The 21,694-nt window shown below is 66.4% G+C and carries 18 protein-coding genes; 11 read left to right on the forward strand and 7 right to left on the reverse strand.

Translation table 11 applies throughout. From position 1 onward, the window contains the following. Nucleotides 1-26 precede the first annotated feature (26 nt). From AC5JJ2_RS09500 to AC5JJ2_RS09520, 5 genes are all read right to left on the reverse strand, one after another. The gene (locus tag AC5JJ2_RS09500) at nucleotides 27-1,343 is read right to left on the reverse strand and encodes a glycerate kinase type-2 family protein (protein WP_495857741.1); all 1,317 of its coding nucleotides are present in this window, start codon (nucleotides 1,341-1,343) and stop codon (nucleotides 27-29) included. 93 nt (nucleotides 1,344-1,436) lie between these two features. Then, the gene (locus tag AC5JJ2_RS09505; protein WP_495857742.1) at nucleotides 1,437-2,840 is read right to left on the reverse strand and encodes a DUF1501 domain-containing protein; all 1,404 of its coding nucleotides are present in this window, start codon (nucleotides 2,838-2,840) and stop codon (nucleotides 1,437-1,439) included. Then, the gene (locus tag AC5JJ2_RS09510) at nucleotides 2,837-3,397 is read right to left on the reverse strand and encodes a Uma2 family endonuclease (protein WP_495857743.1); all 561 of its coding nucleotides are present in this window, start codon (nucleotides 3,395-3,397) and stop codon (nucleotides 2,837-2,839) included. Before AC5JJ2_RS09510 ends, AC5JJ2_RS09505 begins: the two co-directional genes overlap by 4 nt. Then, entirely contained in the window at nucleotides 3,394-4,125 is a 732-nt protein-coding gene (locus tag AC5JJ2_RS09515; RefSeq protein ID WP_495857744.1) for a Uma2 family endonuclease, read from the reverse strand. Before AC5JJ2_RS09515 ends, AC5JJ2_RS09510 begins: the two co-directional genes overlap by 4 nt. 9 nt (nucleotides 4,126-4,134) lie before the next feature. Beyond that, a complete protein-coding gene (locus tag AC5JJ2_RS09520) occupies nucleotides 4,135-6,801 on the reverse strand; it encodes a PSD1 and planctomycete cytochrome C domain-containing protein (protein ID WP_495857745.1) in 2,667 nt (888 codons plus the stop codon). Between the two features lie 187 nt (nucleotides 6,802-6,988). On the opposite strand from AC5JJ2_RS09520, the gene AC5JJ2_RS09525 reads away from it, so the two are divergent. From AC5JJ2_RS09525 to AC5JJ2_RS09550, 6 genes are all read left to right on the forward strand, one after another. Next, nucleotides 6,989-7,858 carry a carboxypeptidase-like regulatory domain-containing protein gene (locus tag AC5JJ2_RS09525; protein ID WP_495857746.1) on the forward strand — a complete coding sequence of 290 codons (870 nt, stop codon included), beginning with the start codon at nucleotides 6,989-6,991 and terminating at the stop codon, nucleotides 7,856-7,858. 129 nt (nucleotides 7,859-7,987) lie between these two features. Further along, nucleotides 7,988-8,728 (forward strand): 1-(5-phosphoribosyl)-5-[(5-phosphoribosylamino)methylideneamino]imidazole-4-carboxamide isomerase, encoded by a 741-nt coding sequence (gene hisA / locus AC5JJ2_RS09530; RefSeq protein ID WP_495857747.1) that lies wholly within the window; start codon nucleotides 7,988-7,990, stop codon nucleotides 8,726-8,728. A 168-nt stretch (nucleotides 8,729-8,896) separates the two neighbouring features. Then, entirely contained in the window at nucleotides 8,897-11,038 is a 2,142-nt protein-coding gene (locus AC5JJ2_RS09535) for an elongation factor G (protein ID WP_495857748.1), read from the forward strand. A 134-nt stretch (nucleotides 11,039-11,172) separates the two neighbouring features. Continuing rightward, a complete protein-coding gene (locus AC5JJ2_RS09540) occupies nucleotides 11,173-11,961 on the forward strand; it encodes a MotA/TolQ/ExbB proton channel family protein (RefSeq protein WP_495857749.1) in 789 nt (262 codons plus the stop codon). A gap of 138 nt (nucleotides 11,962-12,099) precedes the next feature. Next, complete coding sequence (locus tag AC5JJ2_RS09545) at nucleotides 12,100-12,837, forward strand: ExbD/TolR family protein (protein WP_495857750.1); 738 nt, start codon at nucleotides 12,100-12,102, stop codon at nucleotides 12,835-12,837. After that, entirely contained in the window at nucleotides 12,834-13,460 is a 627-nt protein-coding gene (locus AC5JJ2_RS09550; RefSeq protein WP_495857751.1) for an ExbD/TolR family protein, read from the forward strand. The genes AC5JJ2_RS09545 and AC5JJ2_RS09550 overlap by 4 nt, the downstream gene beginning before the upstream one ends. Before the next feature lie 47 nt (nucleotides 13,461-13,507). Here AC5JJ2_RS09550 and AC5JJ2_RS09555 read toward each other — a convergent pair whose 3' ends face one another. Further along, nucleotides 13,508-14,503 carry a hypothetical protein gene (locus tag AC5JJ2_RS09555; RefSeq protein WP_495857752.1) on the reverse strand — a complete coding sequence of 332 codons (996 nt, stop codon included), beginning with the start codon at nucleotides 14,501-14,503 and terminating at the stop codon, nucleotides 13,508-13,510. Between the two features lie 193 nt (nucleotides 14,504-14,696). Further along, nucleotides 14,697-16,646: a molecular chaperone DnaK gene (gene dnaK / locus AC5JJ2_RS09560; protein WP_495857753.1), complete on the reverse strand. Its 1,950-nt coding sequence runs from the start codon at nucleotides 16,644-16,646 to the stop codon at nucleotides 14,697-14,699. Nucleotides 16,647-17,181: 535 nt separating this feature from the next. Between dnaK and pheA the strand changes: the two genes are divergently transcribed. The 5 genes from pheA (at nucleotide 17,182) to tpiA (ending at nucleotide 21,481) form a co-directional block, all read left to right on the forward strand. Beyond that, nucleotides 17,182-18,300, forward strand: a complete 1,119-nt coding sequence (pheA, locus tag AC5JJ2_RS09565) for a prephenate dehydratase (RefSeq protein WP_495857754.1) — start codon at nucleotides 17,182-17,184, stop codon at nucleotides 18,298-18,300. An 8-nt stretch (nucleotides 18,301-18,308) separates the two neighbouring features. Then, nucleotides 18,309-18,746: a hypothetical protein gene (locus AC5JJ2_RS09570; protein WP_495857755.1), complete on the forward strand. Its 438-nt coding sequence runs from the start codon at nucleotides 18,309-18,311 to the stop codon at nucleotides 18,744-18,746. 21 nt (nucleotides 18,747-18,767) lie between these two features. After that, complete coding sequence (locus AC5JJ2_RS09575) at nucleotides 18,768-19,286, forward strand: hypothetical protein (protein ID WP_495857756.1); 519 nt, start codon at nucleotides 18,768-18,770, stop codon at nucleotides 19,284-19,286. 383 nt (nucleotides 19,287-19,669) lie between these two features. Next, nucleotides 19,670-20,701, forward strand: coding sequence for a 3-deoxy-7-phosphoheptulonate synthase (gene aroF / locus AC5JJ2_RS09580; RefSeq protein WP_495857757.1), 1,032 nt, complete (start codon nucleotides 19,670-19,672; stop codon nucleotides 20,699-20,701). 15 nt (nucleotides 20,702-20,716) lie between these two features. Further along, nucleotides 20,717-21,481 carry a triose-phosphate isomerase gene (gene tpiA, locus AC5JJ2_RS09585; protein ID WP_495857758.1) on the forward strand — a complete coding sequence of 255 codons (765 nt, stop codon included), beginning with the start codon at nucleotides 20,717-20,719 and terminating at the stop codon, nucleotides 21,479-21,481. Nucleotides 21,482-21,694 lie beyond the last annotated feature (213 nt).

The raw sequence follows: 21,694 nt of genomic DNA on the forward strand, positions 1-21,694 counted from the left end.
CGCGATGAAAAATCTGCCCGCACCTTTTACCGAATCAGCACGACGCGAACGTCCATGACGTTCGTGCCCGTCAGCCCGGTGCGGACGAGGCCGCCGGTCGCGTCGAAGAACGGGTAGGCGTCGTGCGACCGTAGCGCGGTTGCCGTTGACAGACCGAGCCTTTCCGCGGCAAAAAGTGTGTCCTGGGTGGCGACCGCGCCGGCCGCGTCGGTCGGGCCGTCCTCGCCGTCCGTGCCCGCGCTCAGGACCGTCACGCCGTTCATTCCGTCGCGGCCGAGTTTGTCGAGCATTGCCAGGACGAACTCCTGGTTCCGCCCGCCCTTGCCGGTCGATATGCCGAGCGTCACCGTCGTCTCGCCGCCGAGGAGTACGCACGCCGGCGGCTTCACCGGCTCGCCGCGCTCGCGAATGCTTCGCACGATCCCGGCGACGGCCGCGGCCACGTCCTTCGTTTCGCCTTCGACGAACGGCCCCAGGTCGAGCACGGCGAAGCCGTGCTCGACGGCCTTCACCCTCGCCGCGTCGAGCGACCGTGTGTTCGAGGCAATCACGACGTTCCGCACGTTCGGCGGCAACTGTTTCGGCGTTTCCGGGACCTCGCCCCGCACGCCGCGTTCGAGGTGGGCAACCACCCGCGGCGGCGACTGTGCCCGCAGCCCGTACTTGTCCAGAACGGCCAGCGCGTCGGCGAACGTCGTCGGGTCGGCGGCGGTCGGGCCGGACGCGATCACGTCGAGCGGGTCGCCGACCACGTCCGAGATGATGAGGCTGACGACCAGCTTGCCGCGGAACGCCTCCGCCAGCCGCCCGCCCTTGACCCGCGACAGGTGCTTGCGGACGGCGTTCATCTCGTTGATCGTCGCCCCGCTCGCGTGCAAGAGCTTCGTAACGGCCTGCTTGTCTTCGAGCGTCACGCCGGCGACCGGCGCGGGTAGCAGCGCCGACCCGCCGCCGGAAAGCAGGCAGAACGCCACGTCGTCCGGCCCGGCCGCGGCGAGCAGCCGCAGCATCTCGTCCGCGCCTTCGACCCCGGCCGCGGTCGGATGATTGCTCCCGGCGGGCCGCGCCGAATGTAGCCGAATCCGCGTCGTCGTCCGCGGCGTGCCCTCGGGGACGTTCACGACGCCGACGAGGTTCGGCTCGACTTGCAGCACGGCTTCCAGCCCGGCCGCCATCCGGCCGCCGGCCTTGCCCGCGCCGACCGCGACGATCCGCGTCGTCGCGTTCAGGAGCGGGGCCAACTCGTCGTAGAGGGCCATGCAGGCGTCGAGGATCGCCTGTTCCGGGTTCGCGGCCGCGACCGCGTGCCGCCAAATGTCGAGCGCGATTTCAGAAGAGGTCATTTTGAGCCACAGATGAACACGGATAAACACGGATGAATAAAAATCATGATTTGGTTTTATCTGTGTTCTCTGTGTTCATCTGTGGCTAATTCTTCACGACAACACGTCTTTGACGACGTGGCCGTGAACGTCGGTGAGGCGGAAGTCGCGGCCGGCGTACCGGTACGTGAACTTCTCGTGGTCGAAGCCCAAGAGGTGCAGGATGGTCGCGTGCAGGTCGTGGACGTGGACCGGCTTCTCGACCGCCTTGAACCCGAACTCGTCGGTCGCCCCGACAACGGTTCCGCCTTTCACGCCGCCGCCGGCGAGCCAGCAGGTGAACCCGTGGTGGTTGTGGTCGCGGCCGTTCACCTTGCCGGCGTTGCTGCCCGGCTGGGCGAGTTCCACGACCGGCGTGCGGCCGAACTCGCCGCCCCAGATCACGAGCGTGGACTCGAACAAGCCGAGCCGCTTCAAGTCCGCGAGCAGCGCGCCGATGGCCTTGTCCACATCCCCGGCGAGGCGGCGGTGGTTCGCCTCCAGGTCGTCGTGGCTGTCCCACGGCTGGACCGGACCGTGCGACACCTGCACGAACCGCACGCCCCGCTCGACCAGCCGCCGGGCGATGAGCAAGGATCGCGCCTGGTCCGTGTTGCCGTAGGCGTCGAGGGTTTCCTTCCTCTCCTTGCGGATGTCGAAGGCGTCGGTCGCCTCGGTTTGCATCCGGTAGGCCAGCTCGAACGACTGGATGCGGGCCTCCAGTTGCGGGTCGGCGTCGCGGGCCTCCTGGTGCATCTTGTTGAGCTTCTGCAACAGGTCGAGCTGCTTCCGCTGCGTGTTGCCGAGGGAGAACTTGTTGCGGATGTGCTCGATCAGCTTTTCCGGGTCGCGCTCTCGGGTGTCGATGTACGTGCCCTGGAAGATGCCGGGCAGGAACGCGGACTGCCAGTTCTGCGACTCGAGCAGCGGCATCCCGCCGGGGCACATCGCGACGTAACCGGGGAGGTTCTGGTTCTCCGTGCCGAGACCGTAGGTGACCCACGACCCGAGGCTCGGCCGGACGAGCCGGGACTCGCCGGTGTTCATGAGCAAAAACGACGGCTCGTGGTTCGGCACGTCCGCGTGCATGCTGCGGATCACGCAGATGTCGTCGACGTGCTTCGCGGTGTGCGCGAAGAGCTCGCTGACCTCGATCCCGGACTTCCCGTACTTCTGGAACTTGAACGGCGAGCCGAACGCCGCCCCGGTCCGCCGCTCGGTCCGGAGGTTGCTCGTCGGCAGCGGCTTGCCGTGGTACTTGTTGAGGAGCGGCTTCGGGTCGAACGTGTCCACCTGGCTCGGCCCGCCGTTGGCGAAGACGTGGATGACCCGCTTCACCTTCGCGGGGAAGTGCGGGGCACGCGGCGCGAGCGGGTTGACGGCGTTCGGCTCCGCGGCGAGCAGTTGCTGCAGGCCGATGAGGCCCATGCCGACGCCGCAGTTGGCGAGGAGTTGCCGCCGGGTGAGGAAGGGGTTCATGCGGGTAGCGACTCGAAGAGGGTGGCGATGGCGCAGGCGAAGTTCGGCAGCACGTCGCCGCCGGTGAGCGTGGCGTCGATCCAGAGGACGGTCCCGTCGCCGGGCCGGGTGTAGACGGTCACGGACCGCTCGTCCGGATCGACGACCCAGACGAGCCGGACGCTGCGGGCGAAGTATTCGCGAATTTTCTCCGCGACGCGGCGGCGAGTGTTGCCGGGCGAGATGACTTCCGCCACGAGGTCGGCGGCCACGTCCGGGTACGCGGCCGGGGCCTGGTCGGCCGGCAGCCGGTCGAAGCTCCAGTACGCCACGTCCGGCCCGCTCTCGAGAGTAACGCGGCCTGTGCCGGCTTGCATCACGAAGGCGCGCAACTCCGAGGCGAGGGCGAGTTGAACGACGCCACGGACGAAAGCCGGTTGAGGGGCGGGCGGAGATAACGTGACGACCTTTCCGCGGAAGAGTTCCTGTTTCGACCCGTAGGCCGACGGCGGTAGCGCGGCAAACTCGGCCGCGGTCAGCAGCCCGGCGGCTGGGGTCGGCGTGAGAACGGCGCTCATGACATATCCCGCTTGGCCCGTGTCTTCGCGAGTTTCGCGACGAACTTCGCGTGCTCGTCGGAGGCCAGCCCCGTGTTCAAAGTCGTGAGGAGCCGCTTCGAGCCACGCTCGAAGATACCCACCGGGTCGAGCCAAAGGCCGGGGAAGGCACGGGAACGGTAGACGCCATTCTCGTCGGGCTTTATCGCCATGAAACCCCGCTTCCCACGGGTGTACCATTCCACCGCTTCCGTCTCGACGATCACGATCAGGTACTCGCGAACGCCGAACGCTTCGTAGTCCCGCCGCTTGGCGTGGCGGTCGATCGCGGCCGAGGAGTACGCGACTTCGGCCACGAGTTCCGGCGGCCCCACGACGTAATCGTCCTCGTTGATGGTCGTTTGGCCGCCGCTGTCCGGGTCGATCAAGAGGGCCGCGTCGGGTTGCGGTTCGCTCTCCTCGTCGAGGATGTTGGTCGTGTTGTCCAGGACCATCAACTCTTCCGACTCTCCGGCGTAGAGGCTCAACCAGGCCACCACGCGGGCGTGCGGGCGGCCGTGCCGCCAAGTGACGGGCGATGCCACGTAGACTACCCCTCCGATTAGCTCGGCTTTGAAGTCGTCCGGCGTTTGCATGTAGAGTTCATGGAACGTCTTCTGGTCCATGTGGTCGCCGTTGCGGAACGGCGGCACGAACCGCGGCTTCGCCTTCGGGGGTTTTGTCACTCGGTCGGCCGACGGCACACGCATTCTTCGTCCTCAGTCCACGAACGCGAACTCGTTGCTCAAGAGCAGCACCTGGGCGAGTTGCTCCCACCCGTCCTTCGGGGTCGCCGTCACGAACTCCTCGGCCAGTTCCGCTTCCTCCGCCGTCGGCGGGCGGCCGAGGGCGGCGCGGTAGGTCGCCGTCACCCGCTCCGGCGTCGTGCCGGCGGCCCGCGCGGCGACGGCCTTCGACGCCTCCAGCACGAACGGGCTGTTCATCAGGAACAGCGCCTGCTGCGGCACGGTCGTCTGGAACCGCTGCGGCGTGTGCTGGTCCGGGCTGGCGAAGTCGAACGCCCGGAACGTCCCGGCCAGGTTCTGCCGGTCCACGAACCCGTACACCGCCCGCCGCTTCGTGAACGGGGCCGCGAACAGATCGACCGACTTGCCGCCGACCTTGCTCACGTCCAACGTGCCGGCCGCGAACAGCAGCGCATCGCGGAGGCCCTCGAAGTCGAGCCGCTGGCGGTTGAACCGGGCGAGCAGCCGGTTGTCCGGGTCGGCCTTCGCCAGCTCCGGCGTGACGGTGCTCGCCTGCCGGTACGTCGCGCTGAGCATGATTCGGCGGTGCAGCTTCTTGAGCGACCAGCCGTCGTCGGCGACGAACCGGGTCGCCAGCCAGTCGAGCAACTCCGGGTGCGTCGGCGGCTCGGACCGGACGCCGAAATCGCTCGGCGTGCGGACGAGGCCCTGGCCGAAGTGCCACGTCCAAACGCGGTTGACGATCACGCGGGCGGTCAGCGGGTTCGTGCCGGAAACGATCGACTTCGCGAGTTCGAGCCGGCCGCTGCCGTCGGCGAACGGCGCGCGGCTCGGGCCGGCGACGACGGCCGGCATCTGCCGCGGGACTTTCGGCCCGCGGTTGTTCGGGTTGCCGCGGAGGAACACGACCGGCTCGGACATCCGCGGGCTGTCGTTCATGACCATCGCCCGCGGCGGGGCGAACGGCGACTTCGCGCGGGCGACGGCCGCGGCGTTGCGGAGCTTGCGGAACTCCCGCTTCACCGGGATTTGCACGAGCTTGTCCGCGTCGGCCGGCAGCGGGTTGGTGATGCCGTTCTCGCCGGCCATGCGGGCGACGAGCAGCTTCCAGTCGCGGTCGGCCGTCGAGTCGCCCTTCGCCGCTTCCGCGAGGAGTTCGCCGTACACGGCCGCGACTTCCGCGTGTGTCTTCGGCCCGGACTCGCGCAGCAGCGTGGCGAGGTGGGAATTGACCGACTTCGCCTTGACCGCCTCCGCCAGCTTCTTCGGAACCTCGTTCTCCGGCGTCGCGATGAGCGTATTCCACGTCGCGAAGATCGCGTCGTTCGTCGCCACGGCCGTCCGCCACCGGTCGAGCATCCGCGGGTCGAGCTTGTTCTCCACCGCCCACTTGTCGGCCTTGTCGGTGGGGAACCCCTTCGTCGCCTTCACGGCCAGCAACATCGTCGCGATGGACGACGCCTTCTTGAACGGCGCGAGGGCGTCGGCGTACATCTTCTTCTCGTAGTCGGCCGCGGCCTGCTCCATCTTCTTGAGGCTCTCCTCGAACGCGACCGCCTCCGGGCTTCGCACCGCCTCCGCGATCAGCGGCAGCTCCTTCGGCTCGAAGCTGCTGCCGAACACGCCGTAGAGCGAGTAGTAGTCCGCGATCGGGATTGGGTCGAACTTGTGGTCGTGGCAGCGGGCGCAGCCGACGCTCAGCCCCATCAGCCCGCGGCCGACGAGGTCGATCCGGTCGTCGATGATGTCGTGGACGTTGTTGCTGAACCGCCGGCCGACGGTCAGGAACCCCATCGCCGCCAGCGGCGACTTGTCCCCCTTCAGGTCGAGCTTGTCCGCGGCCAACTGCTCGATGACGAAACGGTTGTACGGCTTGTCCGCGTTCAGCGCGTTGATGACGTAGTCGCGGTACGTGTAGGCGTAGGGGTAGTTGCGGTCCTCGGTGAAGACGTACCCCTTCGTGTCGGCGTACCGGGCCACGTCCAACCAGTGCCGGCCCCACCGCTCGCCGTACTGCGGCCTCGCAAGTAGGCGGTCCACCACCGTCGCGAACGCCTCGGGCGAGTCGTCCTTCTCGAACGCGTCGATCTCGTCGGCTGTTGGCGGCAAACCGATCAGGTCGTAGTAGGCGCGGCGGATGAGCGTCCGCTTGTCCGCGACCGCGGACGGTTTCAGCCCCTTCTCGTGCAACTTTTGAAGCACGAACGCATCGATCGGGTTCGCGGCCTTCGCCGGCGGCACGGCCGGGTCGCGGACCGGTTGGAACGCCCAGTGCGTCTTCGCCGCGTCCGGGGCGGCCTGCGGCACGACCGCCTCCGGCATCGCCGCCCCGTGCTTCACCCACTCGACGAGCGCCGCGACCTGCTCGTCTTCGAGTTCCTTGTTCGGCGGCATCGGGAACTCGCCCTGCCGCCGCACCGACTTGATGAGCGAACTCTTCTCGACGTTCCCGGCCACGACGACCGGCCCGGCGTCCGTCCCCTTCTTCAGCCCGGCGACCGTGTCGAGCCGTAGCCCGGCCTCCTGCTTCTTCTCGCCGTGGCAGCGGACGCAGTCGGACAGCAGCAGCGGGCGGACCTTCTTCTCGAAGAAGTCGAGCTGCTCGGCCGTGGGCTTGTCGGCGGCCGCGAGGGCGGACCCGAAAGCGAGCGCGAGCACGGAGGATGCGAGTCGTCGCATGGAGCGTGCGGCCTCTAGGTGTCGGATGCGTGGGCGTCGTGCCCAGCGGTCATGGAGGGATACCGTCTCACCCTCATTTTATCTCACCGCCGGCGGTTTGTCGAAGGCGAAGGGACAATCTCCGCCGGTCGGAGGGGACGCCGAACCCGGCTTGCCCCGGCCCCGCGGGTTCGGGTACACCAACGGCATGACGCGCCTCGCACTCCTACTGCCCCTCCTCGCCGTCGGTTGCGATGGCTCCCTCGCCGTGAACATCCCGTCGCCCGCCGAGCCGGTCCCGCTCCCGGCGAACGACCGGTTCGACCCGGCCGCCTGCGGCACGGTTGCCGGCCGCGTCCGGTGGGTCGGCGAGTTGCCGGACGTGTCCCCGCTGCCGATTTCCCGGTTCCTCGGAACGATGACGCAGAAGGAAATCGTGCCGCACCCGAACGCCCCGCGGTTCTCCGCCGACGGCGGGGTGCGAACGGCCGTCGTCTTCCTCCGCGGCGTCGATCCGCGGCGGGCGAAATCCCAACCGGCCACGAACGTCCGCGTTGACGTGGAATCGCAGGGCCTCGTCGTGGTGCAGGACGGCGGCCGGCAGCGCGTCGGGTTCGTGCCCGTCGGGTCGGAGGTCGCGTTCGCGAACGGCATCGACGCGATCAGCGGCGTGCGGGCCCGCGGGGCCAGTTTCTTCACGCTGATGCTGCCGGCCGCGAACGACACGACCCGCCGCGTCCTCTCCCAGCCGGGCCGGGTGGAACTGACGAGCGCGAGCGGGCAGTTCTGGGCCGCCGCCGACATCTTCGCGTGCGAGCACCCGTACTTCGCCCGGACGGACGACGCCGGCCGGTTCGCGCTGGCGGACGTGCCGGACGGCGAGTACGAACTCGTTTGCTGGCATCCGAACTGGCACGCCCGCGGCCACGAGCGCGACCCGGAGACCGGCCAGATGGTCCGCATGTCCTACCTACCGCCGGTCGAGAAGCGTTCGACCGTCCGCGTCGTGGCCGGGAAAACCACGACCGCCGACTTCACGCTCCAGCCGGTCGATCTCGTACCGTCACGGAAACCGTGACTATCTTCTTGAATTCTTCCCACCCCGCGCCCACAATGCGAGAGGTTGCTGACGCCCCTCGCCGCGCCGACGGACGGCCGATTCGCTAAGACATCGGCTTTCCTCGACCGACGGGAGGGAGGTTCGATCATGTTCATCTACCCCGCTATCGACCTGCTCGGCGGCAAGTGCGTCCGCCTGCGTCAAGGCGATTACTCGCGGGAAACCGTCTTCTCGGACGACCCGGCCGCCGTCGCGAAACAATGGGTCGCGCAAGGGGCCGACCGGCTGCACCTCGTCGATCTCGACGGGGCGAAGGCCGGCAAGCCGGTGAACGGCGACGTGGTCCGGCGGATCGTGGCGGCCGCGGGCGTGCCGTGCCAGCTCGGCGGCGGCATCCGCACCGAGGCCGACCTGGAGGCCGTCTTCGGGTGGGGTGTACGCTGGGCCGTCCTCGGGACGCGCGCGCTGCAAGAGCCGGGCTGGGTCTGCCGCATGGCCGACCGACACCCGGCTCGGATCGTTTTGGGCGTCGATGCCCGCGACGGGTTCGTCGCCACCGAGGGTTGGCTCAGCACGTCGGCCACCAAGGCGACCGACCTGGCGAAGAAGGTGGAACACGCCCCGCTCGCGGCGGTCGTCTACACAGACATCGCGAAGGACGGCATGATGAGCGGGCCGAACTTCGACGCCCTCGCGGAGATGCAGGCGGCGGTGCGGCTGCCGGTCATCGCGTCCGGCGGCGTCAGCACCCACGACCACGTGGCGAGACTCGCCGCCACGAACCTGTTCGGCTGCATCATCGGCCGGGCGCTGTACGAAGGGACCGTTGACTTGTCCTTGATCCTGGCCACGACACGGACGGCCGTACCGAAAGCGAGCGGCGAATGACCTGATGCCTTCGTAGGGCGGGTCAAGGCTTTGCGCCGACCCGCCGGGGCTACTGTGACCGACGGCGGGTCGGCGCAAAGCCTTGACCCGCCCTACGAGACACCGATCCTTCGACCGCCCGCGACCGACCGTTCTGCCGTGGCTCCTCTTCCCATCAGGAGTTCACGTATGAGCAAGCACCTCGTCGAAGACGTTCGGGACATTGCACTCGTCGGGCACCGCGCGGCCGGGAAGACCAGCCTCGCGGACGCCCTGCTGTTCGAGGCCCACGCGGTGGACCGGCTCGGTAGCGTGGACGACGGCACGTCCGCCGCCGACACCGACGAGGACGAGAAACGCCACCACTTCTCCATCGACACCCACGTCCTCCACGCCGAGCACGGCGGCAAGCACCTGAACTTCCTCGACGCCCCCGGCACGCCCGACTTCATCGGCGCGGCCATCGAGGCGCTGTCGGCGGTCGAGACGGCCGCCGTCGTGGTGTGCGCCGTCAACGGCATCCAGGTGAACACCCGGCGGATGTTCCACGAGGCCGGGAAGCTCGGCCTCGCCCGCGTCTTCATCATCAACAAGCTCGACGCGGACAAGGTGGACTTCGAGGCCGTCGTCACCAGCATCCGCGAGTCGTTCGGCAAGAACTGCGTCCTGTTCAACATGCCGAACGACGTGGGGCCGAAGTTCAACGGCGTCATCGACCTCGTTCACAAGCCGACCGGGACGCCGACGACGTTCCCCTACGACCAGAAGCAGGCCCGCACGGAGCTGATGGAGGCGGTCGTCGAGGTCGATGAGGCGTTGATGGAAAAGTACCTCACCGACGGCAGCATCACGGACGCGGAACTGGAAGAGGCGATCCCGCGATGCATTGCGGCCGGGTACGTCGTGCCGATCTTCTGCACGTCCGCGAAGAAGGACCGCGGGGTGAAGGAGCTGCTCGACGGGCTGGAGCGGTTCGGGCTGTCGCCGCAGATGTCGAAGAAGAAACTCGAAGGGCTATCGTTCGGGTCGAACGGCTCGACGAGGTCGGCCGAGCCGACCGCCGCGTCCGAGTTCCTCGGCCAGGTCTTCAAGGTGGTGAACGACCGGTACGTCGGCCACCTGAGCTTCATCCGCGTCCTGTGCGGGACGCTGACGCCGAACCACAACATCATCGACCTGAACAACGGCAAGTCGATCCGCGTCGGGCAACTGCTCCAGGTCCAGGGGAAGACGCACGTGCCGGTTCAGGACGCCGTGCCGGGCGACATCATCGCCGTGGCGAAGGTAGACGGGCTGCACGTCGGCGACACGGTCGCGTTCCGCACGGACGCGCCGAAGCTGCCGGCGATGAACTTCCCGGCCCCGATGTTCGGCGTCGCCGTCGAGCCGAAGACCCGCGGCGAGGAAGAGAAGGTCGCCAGCGGGCTGCACAAGATCGCGGAGGAAGACCCGACGATGCGGATCACGCACGACCCGCAGACGCACGAACTCGTCGTCAGCGGCGTGAGCCAGCTACACCTCGAAGTCATCCGCGAGCGGCTGAAGCACCGGTTCGACGTGGACATCGTCACGAAGGAGCCGAAGGTCCCGTACCGCGAGACGATCATCACGAACGGCGCGGGCGACTACAAGCACAAGAAGCAGACCGGCGGCCGCGGCCAGTTCGCGGAGGTCCACCTGCGGGTCTTCCCGCTGTCGCGGGACATCAAGACGCAGGAACAGTTGGAGAAAGAGTTCGCGAACAAGTCGAACTTCGAGAAGATGCGGTCGGCCCACTACGATCCGGCGGCGAACTTCGCGTTCATCGATCACATCGTCGGCGGGTCGATCCCGAACAACTTCATCCCGGCCATCGAGAAGGGGATCAAGGAGATGCTCGAACGCGGCGTCCTGGCCGGCTACCGGATTCAGGACCTGGCGGTCGAGGTCCACTTCGGCAAGTACCACGACGTGGACTCGTCCGAAGCGGCGTTCAAGACGGCCGCCCGGCACGCCTTCAAGAAGGCGTTCCTGACGGCCCGGCCGACGCTGTTGGAGCCGATCGTGAAGCTGGAGGTGACGGCCCCGGCCCGGTTCACCGGGTCGCTCCTCGGCGACCTGTCCACGAAGCGGGCGCACGTCGAGAACCAGGACTCGCTGCCCGGCGACATGAACGTGATCCAGGCCCGCGCCCCGCTCGCGGAGGTGGCCCGGTACGCGGCCCAGCTCGGCGGCATGACGCAGGGGCAAGGCTCGTACTCGATGGAGTTGAGCCACTACGAGACGGTCCCGGCGGCCGTGTTGCAGCAGGTGGTGGCGCGGTCGCAGTTGAAGGAGTTGGAAGACGATTGAGGATTTTGATGGTCGAAGCCCAGGGATGATCATCCCTGGGCTTTCTTCGTTTCCAACGATCTTCTTGCACGCGCGTTGCCCGTCTGTAAAGCTAGAAGAAGACTCGTCACATCCCCTGACGCACGGACCGGCGAATGAAAGCGCTCCAGAACTTCTACGAGAACGAGTGGTACTTCGCGGCCCCGATGACGGCGATGACGCTCATCGCGTTCCTCCTGGTCGCGTGGCGGTGGCTGCTCAACCAGAGCGCCAAGACGCGGATGGACCGGTTCCTCCCGGAACTGCAATCAATCCTGAAGCGGAAGGGCACGAAGACGGCCGCGCAGCTCTGCCGGAACGAGAAGGGCCTCATCCCGAACGTCCTGTACGTGGCCGGCCTCGAAGCGTCAGAGCAGGGCGTCGCCGCGATGCGGCGGAGCATGGCGAGCGCCGTCGAGTTGGAGATTCTCCCGCGGTTGAACTTCCTGCTCGCGCCGATCCTGGCCATCGCGAAGATTTCCACGATGGTCGGGCTGCTCGGCACGGTCATCTCGATGATCGGCACGTTCTCGAAAATCTCCGAGGCGACGGCGAAGGGTCCCGGCGGCGGCGGGAACGTCGGCGCGCAAGCCGAGTCGATCGGCCTCGCCCTGTTCGCGACGGCGCTCGGGCTGCTGACGGCCATCCCGCTCGTGTTCATGCACGTCCTGTTCAAGGACTGGATCGCCCGGTTCGAGACGAAGATGAAGGGGGCGGCCCAGAAGCTGATCGTGCTGGTGCAGAACGCGAAGGCCGGGAAGCTGGAAGACCCGCTGGAGGCGACCCGTCCCGACCCGCGGGAGGAGAAGGAGAAGCCGGCCCGCCGCGGCCGCGACGAGGACGGGGAGGAAGACGACGAGGACGACGACCGCCGCAGCTCCCGCCGCGAGCGGGTACGGCGGTAAGACTGACTTCCGAAGTCCGGCTTCGACTTCGGAAGTCGAGGGGGCGGTGAAGCACGTGCCGACCCCGCGAAAGTTCCTCCGCCGTTCGACTTCCGAAGTCGAAGCCGGACTTCGGAAGTCAGGCTGTGAGGGTTGCCCGTGGCCGTCGTTTCCTTCGACGTATGGCTCATCAGCACGAACACCGTCTACCGCGGCGTGCCGTTCGGGGCCGTCACGGACTGGGCGCAGCAGGGCCGCCTCTCGCCGGACGACAAGATCAAGGACGCCGGCCCCGGCGAGAACTGGGGCCGCGTCGCCGACCACCCCATCGTCGGCGACTACCTGTTCGTCAAATCGGCCGACGCCCCGCCCGCGATTCCCGAAAAGCCGACGGAGGCGCTCGAGCCGGTCGAGGTGGACGTGGCGTGGAAGAAGGACCACGCGGACGACGACGACGACCCGGACATGATCCCGCTCATCGACATTAGCCTCGTGCTGCTCATCTTCTTCATGATGACGGCCACCGTCGCGTCGATGTCGCCGATCAAGAACCCGGAGATGGAACACATCGCCAACCTCGGCGAGGACCCGGAGGCGTTCGTCATCGAGATCGACCGCAAGCCGAACGGCGACCCGACGTACACGTTCCGCATCGGCAACGGCGCGCCCGAACCCGGCGGCAGCGAACTCCCGACGATGGCCGAGGTGCTGCGGGTGATGGACGCGAAGATCGCAGAAATGCTGCCGCGCGCGGCGCACCCGCCGTCGGTCCACGTCTCCTGCCACGAGGGGCACGACAGCGACAAGCTGCTCGACCTCGCGGCCGAGCTGGAGAAGCGGAAGCGGGAGAACAAGATTCGGATGTTCGGAACCGTCGTTAACGAGAAGCCGAAATGAGCTGGGCCGTGCGGTTCGAGGGGTCGGAAACGGTCGTCGAAATCCCGACGGCCCAACGGGTGCTGGACGGCGTCCGCGAGGGCGAGTGGGAGCCGACGGACGACGTGCGCGGTCCGGTCGATAATGCGTGGACGCCGATCGAGGAGCACGCGCAGTTCGCGGACGCGATTGCCGAGATGGAGCCACCGCCCCCGCCGCACGACGACGAGACGCGGCTGGACATGAACCCGCTCATCGACGTGGCGCTCGTGCTGCTGATCTTCTTCATCCTCACGACGACGTACTCCGTGCTGCGGCGGACCATCGACATCCCCGCCGAGCCGGACCCGAAGGAGGACAAGGGGAAGACGAAGTTGAAGCTGTCGGACGTGTTGGAGCGGTCGTTCAAGGTCGAAGCGTGGATGGTGGAAGACCGGCCGCGGGTGAAGGTTGGCGAAACGATCGTCGAGATAGAGGACGTGGAGAAGGAGTTAACGAAAGCGATGAAGGCGACGGGCCACCGCGAAATGCTGCTGGAGTTCGAGGGCCGCGTGCCGTGGGGCGTGCTGGCGAAGGTCATCGACGCGGCGAAGGCGGCGGAGATCCAGCAGATCACGTTCAAGAGGAAGAAGGTGGGCGCGTGAAAACGCCCACGGACGTTCGTCCGTGGGCTTTGCTCGAACACCAATTCTCAGCGGAGTTGTTGGTCGGTCACCACGAAGTCGTACTTGCCGCCCCGCATGATGACCTTGAACACCGTCTTGCGAATCTGCTCGGCCGGCTTGTTCTGGTAGTTCTTCTCCAGCGACGACAGCTTCTCCTCCAACTCCCGCGGGAAGTACGCGAAGAACGACCGCGGCACGAACGTCAACTTCAGCGCCACGCCGACCGCCTTCACGTTGTCCTGGTTCGCCTCCGCGAACTGAATCAGCTTCGTGTACTTCTCGATGTCCGCGTCCGTCGCCGTCTTCGGCTGCGGGTTCTTCGGGTCGGTGAACAGCACCATCGTCTTCCCGTCCGGCGGGACCGGGACCATGATGACGCCGCCGATGCCGCTCATCTGGTTGACGTAGTCCTGGCCGTTGGAGGTCTCGAACTTCAGCACCCACCGCAGGGCGCGGGCGTAGGTCGAACTCGCCCCGAACCCGCCGGGGCCTTTGCCGCCGGCCGCCTCGCCGCCGGTCGTGCCGTTTCCACTGCCCGACCGCGCACCGAGGAGTTTCTTCTGCAAGTCGCTGTTCAACTGGCTCAGGGCCGCGGCCTCGTTGTCCGAAATGTCGATGTCGCCGCCGAGGTCGAGCTTCTCGCGGAGGTTGTCCTTGACTTCGCTCAGCGGGACGTTGTTCGTGAGCTTGCTGAGTTCGGCGGCCGACGCGGGCGCGCCGACGGCCAGTTCCTGCCCGCCGTCGCCGGGGCTGCCGTCGCCGGAGTCGTCGTCGCCGCCGAGGAACGACAGCGGGACCGGGTTCTTGCTCGGCCGGCCCTCCCGCATCGCCAACACCAGGAAAAGCACGGAGAGCGAGAACACCAGCACGGCGAACGCCGTGCTGATCGGCATTTCGAGCCGGTCGTTGTACCGCTCCCAGAACGGCTGTTCGAGGACGCCGTTCGGGTCGAGGTCGCGGAACCCGGACTGCTCGACGGGTTCGACCGGCGGTTCGAGGGTGGGCGCTTCAGTCGGCGACATGGTCGGCTCCCGTGATGGGTGAGGAACGAGTATCCTCTAATCCCAACCTACCCGAACGCGGGAGGTTTGCAAATATCCGGGCGAAAATAGTAGTAGGCACACTCCGTGTGCCGTCTGTTGTCGGTCGCAGCGACTTCCGAGAAGTTGCCGAGACGCCGAACAAACGGCACACGGAGTGTGCCTACTACTCTGGTTACTTCTTCACCTCGTACTCGGCGTCGATCACGTCGTCGCCGTCCTTCTTGTCCGGTGTCGGCGTACTCGGCGTCGCCCCCGGCGCGGCCCCGGCCGCCTTGTACAGGTGCTGGGCCATCGCCTGGGAGGCCGTGTCGAGTTCCGCCACGGCCGCCTTCAGCGCGTCCAGGTCCGTGCCGTCCTTCAGCCCCTTCACCTTCTCGATCGCCCGCTCGATCGGGGCCTTGTCCGCCGCCGTGATCTTGTCGCCGGACTCCTTGAACAGCTTCTCCAGTTGGAACACCTTGTTGTCCGCCTCGTTCCGGGCGTCGGCCATCTCCCGCTTCTTCTTGTCGTCGGCCGCGTGGCTCTCCGCGTCCCGCCGCATCCGCTCGACCTCGTCCTTGTCCATACCGCCGCTGTTCGTGATGCGGATGTTGTTCTCCTTGCCCGTGCCGAGGTCCTTCGCGGACACGTGCAGGATGCCGTTGGCGTCGATGTCGAACGTCACCTGAATCTGCGGCACGCCCCGCGGCGCGGGCGGGATGCCGTCCAGGTGGAACTCGCCGATCTTCTTGTTGTCCCGGCTCATCGGCCGCTCGCCCTGGTAGACCTCCACCAGCACGCTCGGTTGGTTGTCCGACGCCGTCGAGTACGTCTTCTCCACCTTCTTCGGGATCGTCGTGTTCTTCGGAATCAGCACGTCGAGAATCCCGCCGAGGGTTTCGAGGCCCAGCGACAGCGGCGTCACGTCCAACAGCAGCAGGTCGGACTTCGCCCCGAGCAGCAACTGCGCCCCTTGGATGGCCGCGCCGATGGCGACGACCTCGTCCGGGTTCACGCCCCTGTGCCCTTCCTTGCCGAAGATTTCCTTCACGAGAGCCTGCACCCGCGGCATCCGGGTCATCCCGCCGACCATCACGACCTCGTCGATCTGGCCCGGCTTCAGCCCGGCGTCCTGCAGCGCGGTCAGCACCGGCTTCTTGCACCGCTCGATCAGGTGCTCGACCATCCGCTCCAACTGGTTGCGGGTGATCGTCAGCATCAGGTGCTTCGGCCCGCTCGCGTCCGCGGTGATGAACGGCAGGTTGATGTCCGTGCTCGTCTGCTGCGACAGGTCCTTCTTCGCCCGCTCGCCCGCCTCCTTGAGCCGTTGGAGGGCCATCTGGTCCTTCCGCAGGTCGATGCCGTTTTCCTTTTTGAACTCGGCCGCGATGAAGTCGATGAGGACTTCGTCGAAGTCGTCGCCGCCGAGGTGGGTGTCGCCGTTGGTGGACTTCACCTGGAACACGCCGTCCTCGCCGACTTCGAGGACGGACACGTCGAACGTCCCGCCGCCGAGGTCGAACACGACGATCTTCTGGTCCTTCTTCTTGTCCATCGCGTAGGCGAGGGCGGCGGCGGTCGGCTCGTTGATGATCCGCATCCGCTGCTTGTCCTTCTTGCCGGTCTTCTCGTTCTCGACCTCCCACTCGGTGTCGAACCCGGCGATGGCGGCCGCGTCCACGGTCGCCTGCCGCTGGCTGTCGTTGAAGTACGCCGGGACGGTGATGACCGCCTTACGGACGGTGTGGCCGAGGTACGCCTCGGCCGCTTCCTTCAGCTTGCGGAGGATCATCGCCGAGATTTCCGGCGGCGTGTAGTTCTTGGCGTCGATGTCAACCTTGACCAAGTCTTCCTTGCCGCCAGTGATCTTGTACGGGACGAGCTTCTCTTCGCTCTCGACTTCGTAGTGCCGGCGGCCCATGAACCGCTTGATCGAGTAGATCGTACGGGTCGGGTTGGTGATCGCCTGCCGCTTCGCCGGGTCGCCGACGAGCCGGTTGCCGTCCTTCGTGAACGCGACGACGCTCGGCGTAATCCGGTTGCCTTCCTGGTTGGCGATGACCTTGACCTCGTTCCCTTCCATGACCGCGACGACCGAGTTCGTGGTGCCGAGGTCGATGCCGATGATTTTCTCTTCCGCCATGTGTGTGGACCTCCTCCGGGGTCGTGGGTTGGCTCAATGTCAGCGAATTTTACCCACGACCGGTCGTTCGCTGCGTGGTGTATCCTGGAACCGCGACGGGTGGTGATTCGGGTAACGGTCCGTGTTTCGGGGGTCCAAGAGCAACCGCCGTGCCGCGCCCCAAACGGACATGCAGCTCGTCGAAATCGCCTGAAATCGAACAAGTTCCGCCGCGCGGGTTTGAAGGGCGACTGTCAGAATGGCATCCGTTTACGCACACCTGGACCGTCGAAACTGACTCAACACGCCCCCCGATGGTCGTCACAAGTCGTTTTCAGACAGTTTCTTGAGTAAAATTCGGCGATTTGTAGGGGCTTCGCCTGACAGCCGAACCGCGTCCGGCGGAGGGGCGTAACGGATTCATCCGGTTCGCCGGAAGAACCCGACCGGGAACGGGTTAGAAAAATCCGACTATCCGGGCCGTCGCGTTGACTTCATCCGCAGCAAGGATACATTGGGCACAAATTTCCACCTTTTCCCGCCTTCACTAGCCATCATGTCGAAAAAACCCGAAGCCGGATCGAGCGACAAGGTCAACGCGGACCTCAAGGCCCTGCGGACCAAGATCGACAAGCTCGACCTCGACATCCTCGAACTCGCGAACAAGCGTGCCGCGATCGCGGCCCAGATCGGCAAGGTGAAGTCGCAGACCGGCGGCGACGTATTCTCCGCCGCCCGCGAAGAGGAAGTCCTCCTCAACATTCTCGGCGCGAACAAGGGGCCGCTGCCGGAGGTCACGCTCAAGTCGATCTTCCGCGAGTTGATGAGCGCCTCGCGGGCGCTGCAGCGGACCCAGAAGGTCGCGTTCCTCGGGCCGGAGTACAGCTACAGCCACATCGCGGCCCTGGAGCGGTTCGGCGAGGCGGCCGAGTACATGCGGGTCGGGTCGATCGCGGCTGTGTTCGAGGAAGTGAACCGCAAGCACGTCGATCTCGGCGTCGTGCCGCTGGAGAACTCGACCGACGGCCGCATCGCGGACACGCTCGACATGTTCATCCGCATGCCGAACATCAAGATTTGCTCGGAAATCCGGCTGCTGGTTCATCATAACCTGCTGGCGAACTGCGAGCAGACGGCGATCCAGCACATCTACAGCAAGGCCCAGGCGCTGTCGCAGTGCCGGAACTGGCTGAGCAAGAACATGCCGCACGCGAGCCTGCACGAAGTCGCGAGCACGGCCGACGCCGCCCGGCTGGCGACCGGCTCCCCGAACGCGGCGGCGGTGGCGAGCCGGCAGGCGGCGGTCCGGTACGGCATCCGCGTGCTGTTCGCGAACATCGAGGACTACGCGAACAACGAGACGCGGTTCGCGGTCATCGGCGGCAGCGACAGCGCGAAGACCGGCCACGACAAGACGGCGATCATGTTCCAGGTCCCGCACAAGCCGGGGTCGCTGGTGGACATCCTGGAGCTGTTCAAGTCGAACAAGATCAACCTGACGTGGATCGAGTCGTTCCCGTACCGGCAGGCGAAGGGCGAGTACGTGTTCTTCGTGGACTTCGAGGGCCACCACGAGGACCCGAAGATCAAGAAGGCCCTCCAGGCGGCCGAGAAGATGTGCGAGTCGCTGTCGATCCTCGGCTCGTTCCCGATGGCGAAGCTGACGGACGACTGAGGTGGGTCGTGCCGGCCAATCCCAACCTACTCGTCCGTGTGGCAACCCCATCCTTGTTCCAGGCCGAGGACGTGTCAGATTCTCGCTTCTACCTGTTTGCAACACTCCACAGCGGTGCGGTACGATTTGAAGTGGTGGCCCGACTCAATACGGGTGAACGTGGGGCGGTGTCCGGCCGAGAGTTTTTTGCCGCGATGATGGACCACTTCGCGCCGCAGGTAAGGGTCATTCAGGCCGATTGGAACCGGGCAAGTGGCTTGACCACGAACATCGATCAGTTCAACCGTGCAACGGCGGCGGGGTTGGACCCGGAGCGGGCGGCTGCTTTAACGTGGACCGGCCTGCGGGCCTCCGAGTACGGTTATGACGTGGTCTCGATCACCGCGACAGACCCTGCCACCCCGTCGGTCAGTTATGATACCGTGAGGGTCGAGTTCTGTCGGTAAGCGGCATAGGGGGATAACACAATGCACACGCATCCGGATGTTGTCAAGGAGTTGCGCGGTCTGTTCAAGGAGGGATCGACCCCTTCCCGCCTCATTCGCCACATTGCCGAGCGGCACGACGGCGACGACTCGCTGCACGCCCTCATTCAGGTCTACTTTTTCGAGGCCTTCGGCGTTCCAATCGTCCGCGGTGTGAACCCGACCGATTGCCACCAGCACGACGACCTTCGTTTTGCATTCTTGAACGATCAGTTGCTCCACGAAATGATTCAAAGGAAGGGTGAGTGGGACGTTGACGGCGTACCCTCCTGGCTCGACTCCCTGGTGGCAACAGCCGACCGCGAACAACTTCACTCGGCCAAGACCGTAGCACCGAAACCTCGATACTGGAACTTCTTGACGCCCGAAGAGCAGCGGTTGGCGCACCTCGGTTGTGCTTCGGCTAACAACCTTTCCGAGAAGGTGAAAATCCTTTCCCGACTCTGCGAGAGCTTGCAGCAGAAGGTCAACGACTTGTCCGCCACTCCCGCCAGCCGGTAGCGCTAGCGTACTTGAGAGAACCCCGTTGGAGACAAGGTCGCGGTTCCGACCGCCGAAAAGATGTGCGAGTCGCTGTCGATCCTCGGCTCCTTCCCGATGGCGAAGCTGACGGACGACTGACAGCCTCGTTTCGCCCCGGCCGAATGATTCCGGGATCGTTCCACGCCCCGTCCGGAATCATTATCTCATTTCGACGCAACAACTTCGGTCGCGGCCGCGGAATGATTCCGGACTTTTGAAATGATTCCGGCGGGGAGTGGGGGCGTTTCCGTGGAATGATTTTCACCTCCCGCGCGACCTGTCGCGGCGGTGGCACTTCGATATCGTAACCGGTAGCGTTTGACCCTCCCGCGCACGCCGCGGAACCGATGGACGGCTGCCACATGATCCTCGTGCTACGCCCCGACGCCTCACTGGAACAGATCGACCACGTCATCGAGCGGGTGAAGGAACTCGGGTTCACCCCGCACGTCAGCCGCGGCGAGTCCCGCACCATCGTCGGGGCCATCGGCGACGAGACGAAGCCGTTCGCCCAGAACTTCGCGGCCATCCCCGGCGTCGAGCAAGTGCTTCCCATCATGAAGCCGTTCAAGCTCGCCAGCCGGGAGTTCCACAAGGAAGACAGCGTCGTCTACGTCGGCAAGGTCCGCATCGGCGGCGGCAGCCTCGCCATGATCGCCGGGCCGTGCGCCGTCGAGAGCTACGAGGTGCTGGACACGATCGCGAAATACGTCAAGGCCGGCGGCGCGAACATCCTCCGGGGCGGGGCGTTCAAGCCGCGGACCAGCCCGTACAGCTTCCAGGGCATGGGCGAGGACGGGCTGAAGATCCTCCGCGACGTGGGCGACAAGTACGACATGCCGGTCGTCACCGAGGTCATGGACCCGCGGCAGGTGGACCTCGTCTGCCGGCACGCGGACATGCTGCAACTGGGCGCGCGGAACATGCAGAACTTCGACCTGCTCAAGGAGGTCGGCAAGGCGAACAAGCCGGTGCTGATGAAGCGGGGGATGAGCGCGACGGTCAAGGACATGCTCATGTCCGCGGAGTACATCCTGGCCGAGGGGAACAAGAACGTCGTGCTGTGCGAGCGGGGCGTGCGGAGCTTCGAGGACAGCACGCGGAACATGCTCGACATGAGCGCCGTGCCGAACGTGAAGGGACAATGTCATCTGCCGATCATTGTGGACCCCAGCCACGCGACCGGGCGGCCGGACCTGATCCCGAGCATGAGCCGGGCGAGCGTCGCGGCCGGGGCGGACGGGGTGCATGTGGAGGTCCACAACTGCCCGGAGAAGGCCCTCTCCGACGGCCCGCAGGCGCTGCTGCCGCATCAGTTCCTGGCGCTCATGGGCGACCTGCGGCGGCTCGCGGAAGCGCTCGGCCGCAGCTTCTGGGCTCCGAGCGAGAACTAATTGGAGACGGCTCACATGGCAAAGCGACCGAAGTTCGTGGCCGGGAATTGGAAGATGTACACGTCGCTGGCCGGGGCGAAGGGCCTCGCCGCGACCGTGGCGACGAACCTCGGCGGCGACAGCCGCGTGATCGTCGCCGTGTTCCCGCCGGCCGTGTGGCTCACGACCGTCGCCGACGTGCTGGAAAACACCGCCGTCGGCCTCGGGGCGCAGAACTGCCACTTCGAGCGGGAGGGGGCGTTCACCGGCGAGCTGTCGCCGCAGATGCTCAAGGACGCCGGGTGCAAGTACGTCCTCGTCGGCCACAGCGAGCGGCGGCACGGCCTCGGCGAGACGGACGAGTTCCTGAACAAGAAGGCGAAGGCCGCCCTCGCCGCCGGGTTGCACGTCATCTTCTGCGTCGGCGAACTGCTCGCCGAGCGGGAGGCGAACCAGACGGACGCCGTCCTCGACCGGCAGCTGACCGCCGGCCTCGCGGGCATCCCGGCCGACCAGATGGGCCACCTCGTCGTCGCCTACGAACCGGTCTGGGCCATCGGGACCGGGAAGGTCGCCACGCCGGAGCAGGCGCAGGAGGCCCACGCCTTCATTCGGAAGAAAATCGCCGGCCTGTTCGGCGAGAATGTGGCGAGTCACCTTCTCATTCAGTACGGCGGCTCCGTGAAGCCGGACAACGCTGCCACGATCCTGCAACAGCCGGACGTGGACGGGGCGCTCGTCGGTGGGGCGAGCCTGAAGGCCGACACGTTCTTGGCGATCGTGCGGGCCGCCATCAACTAACCCCTGTCCGGCGGACCGATTTCCTCCCTCTCCCCCGGCTTTGCGGGGGAGAGGGCCGGGGTGAGGGGGACAGCGTCCCGGACTTGGGGACGTTCCTCCCGTGTGAGGGAGGCTTGGCCCCCACCCCCAAACCCAATCCCCCCCCACCCCGGGGGAGGGGGGGGGAGCGTGTCACCCCCCGGCCGGCGGGGGGGCCCGCCGACAGTAAAAAGT

This window comes from Limnoglobus sp. (genome assembly GCF_059499385.1).

What these genes read in the sequence shown, in the direction of transcription:
- AC5JJ2_RS09500 (WP_495857741.1), bottom strand. Translation starts at nt 1,343, where the DNA reads ATGACCTCTTCTGAAATCGCGCTCGACATTTGGCGGCACGCGGTCGCG.
- AC5JJ2_RS09505 (WP_495857742.1), bottom strand. Translation starts at nt 2,840, where the DNA reads ATGAACCCCTTCCTCACCCGGCGGCAACTCCTCGCCAACTGCGGCGTC.
- AC5JJ2_RS09510 (WP_495857743.1), bottom strand. Translation starts at nt 3,397, where the DNA reads ATGAGCGCCGTTCTCACGCCGACCCCAGCCGCCGGGCTGCTGACCGCG.
- AC5JJ2_RS09515 (WP_495857744.1), bottom strand. Translation starts at nt 4,125, where the DNA reads ATGCGTGTGCCGTCGGCCGACCGAGTGACAAAACCCCCGAAGGCGAAG.
- AC5JJ2_RS09520 (WP_495857745.1), bottom strand. Translation starts at nt 6,801, where the DNA reads ATGCGACGACTCGCATCCTCCGTGCTCGCGCTCGCTTTCGGGTCCGCC.
- AC5JJ2_RS09525 (WP_495857746.1), top strand. Translation starts at nt 6,989, where the DNA reads ATGACGCGCCTCGCACTCCTACTGCCCCTCCTCGCCGTCGGTTGCGAT.
- hisA (WP_495857747.1), top strand. Translation starts at nt 7,988, where the DNA reads ATGTTCATCTACCCCGCTATCGACCTGCTCGGCGGCAAGTGCGTCCGC.
- AC5JJ2_RS09535 (WP_495857748.1), top strand. Translation starts at nt 8,897, where the DNA reads ATGAGCAAGCACCTCGTCGAAGACGTTCGGGACATTGCACTCGTCGGG.
- AC5JJ2_RS09540 (WP_495857749.1), top strand. Translation starts at nt 11,173, where the DNA reads ATGAAAGCGCTCCAGAACTTCTACGAGAACGAGTGGTACTTCGCGGCC.
- AC5JJ2_RS09550 (WP_495857751.1), top strand. Translation starts at nt 12,834, where the DNA reads ATGAGCTGGGCCGTGCGGTTCGAGGGGTCGGAAACGGTCGTCGAAATC.
- AC5JJ2_RS09555 (WP_495857752.1), bottom strand. Translation starts at nt 14,503, where the DNA reads ATGTCGCCGACTGAAGCGCCCACCCTCGAACCGCCGGTCGAACCCGTC.
- dnaK (WP_495857753.1), bottom strand. Translation starts at nt 16,646, where the DNA reads ATGGCGGAAGAGAAAATCATCGGCATCGACCTCGGCACCACGAACTCG.
- pheA (WP_495857754.1), top strand. Translation starts at nt 17,182, where the DNA reads ATGTCGAAAAAACCCGAAGCCGGATCGAGCGACAAGGTCAACGCGGAC.
- AC5JJ2_RS09575 (WP_495857756.1), top strand. Translation starts at nt 18,768, where the DNA reads ATGCACACGCATCCGGATGTTGTCAAGGAGTTGCGCGGTCTGTTCAAG.
- aroF (WP_495857757.1), top strand. Translation starts at nt 19,670, where the DNA reads ATGATCCTCGTGCTACGCCCCGACGCCTCACTGGAACAGATCGACCAC.
- tpiA (WP_495857758.1), top strand. Translation starts at nt 20,717, where the DNA reads ATGGCAAAGCGACCGAAGTTCGTGGCCGGGAATTGGAAGATGTACACG.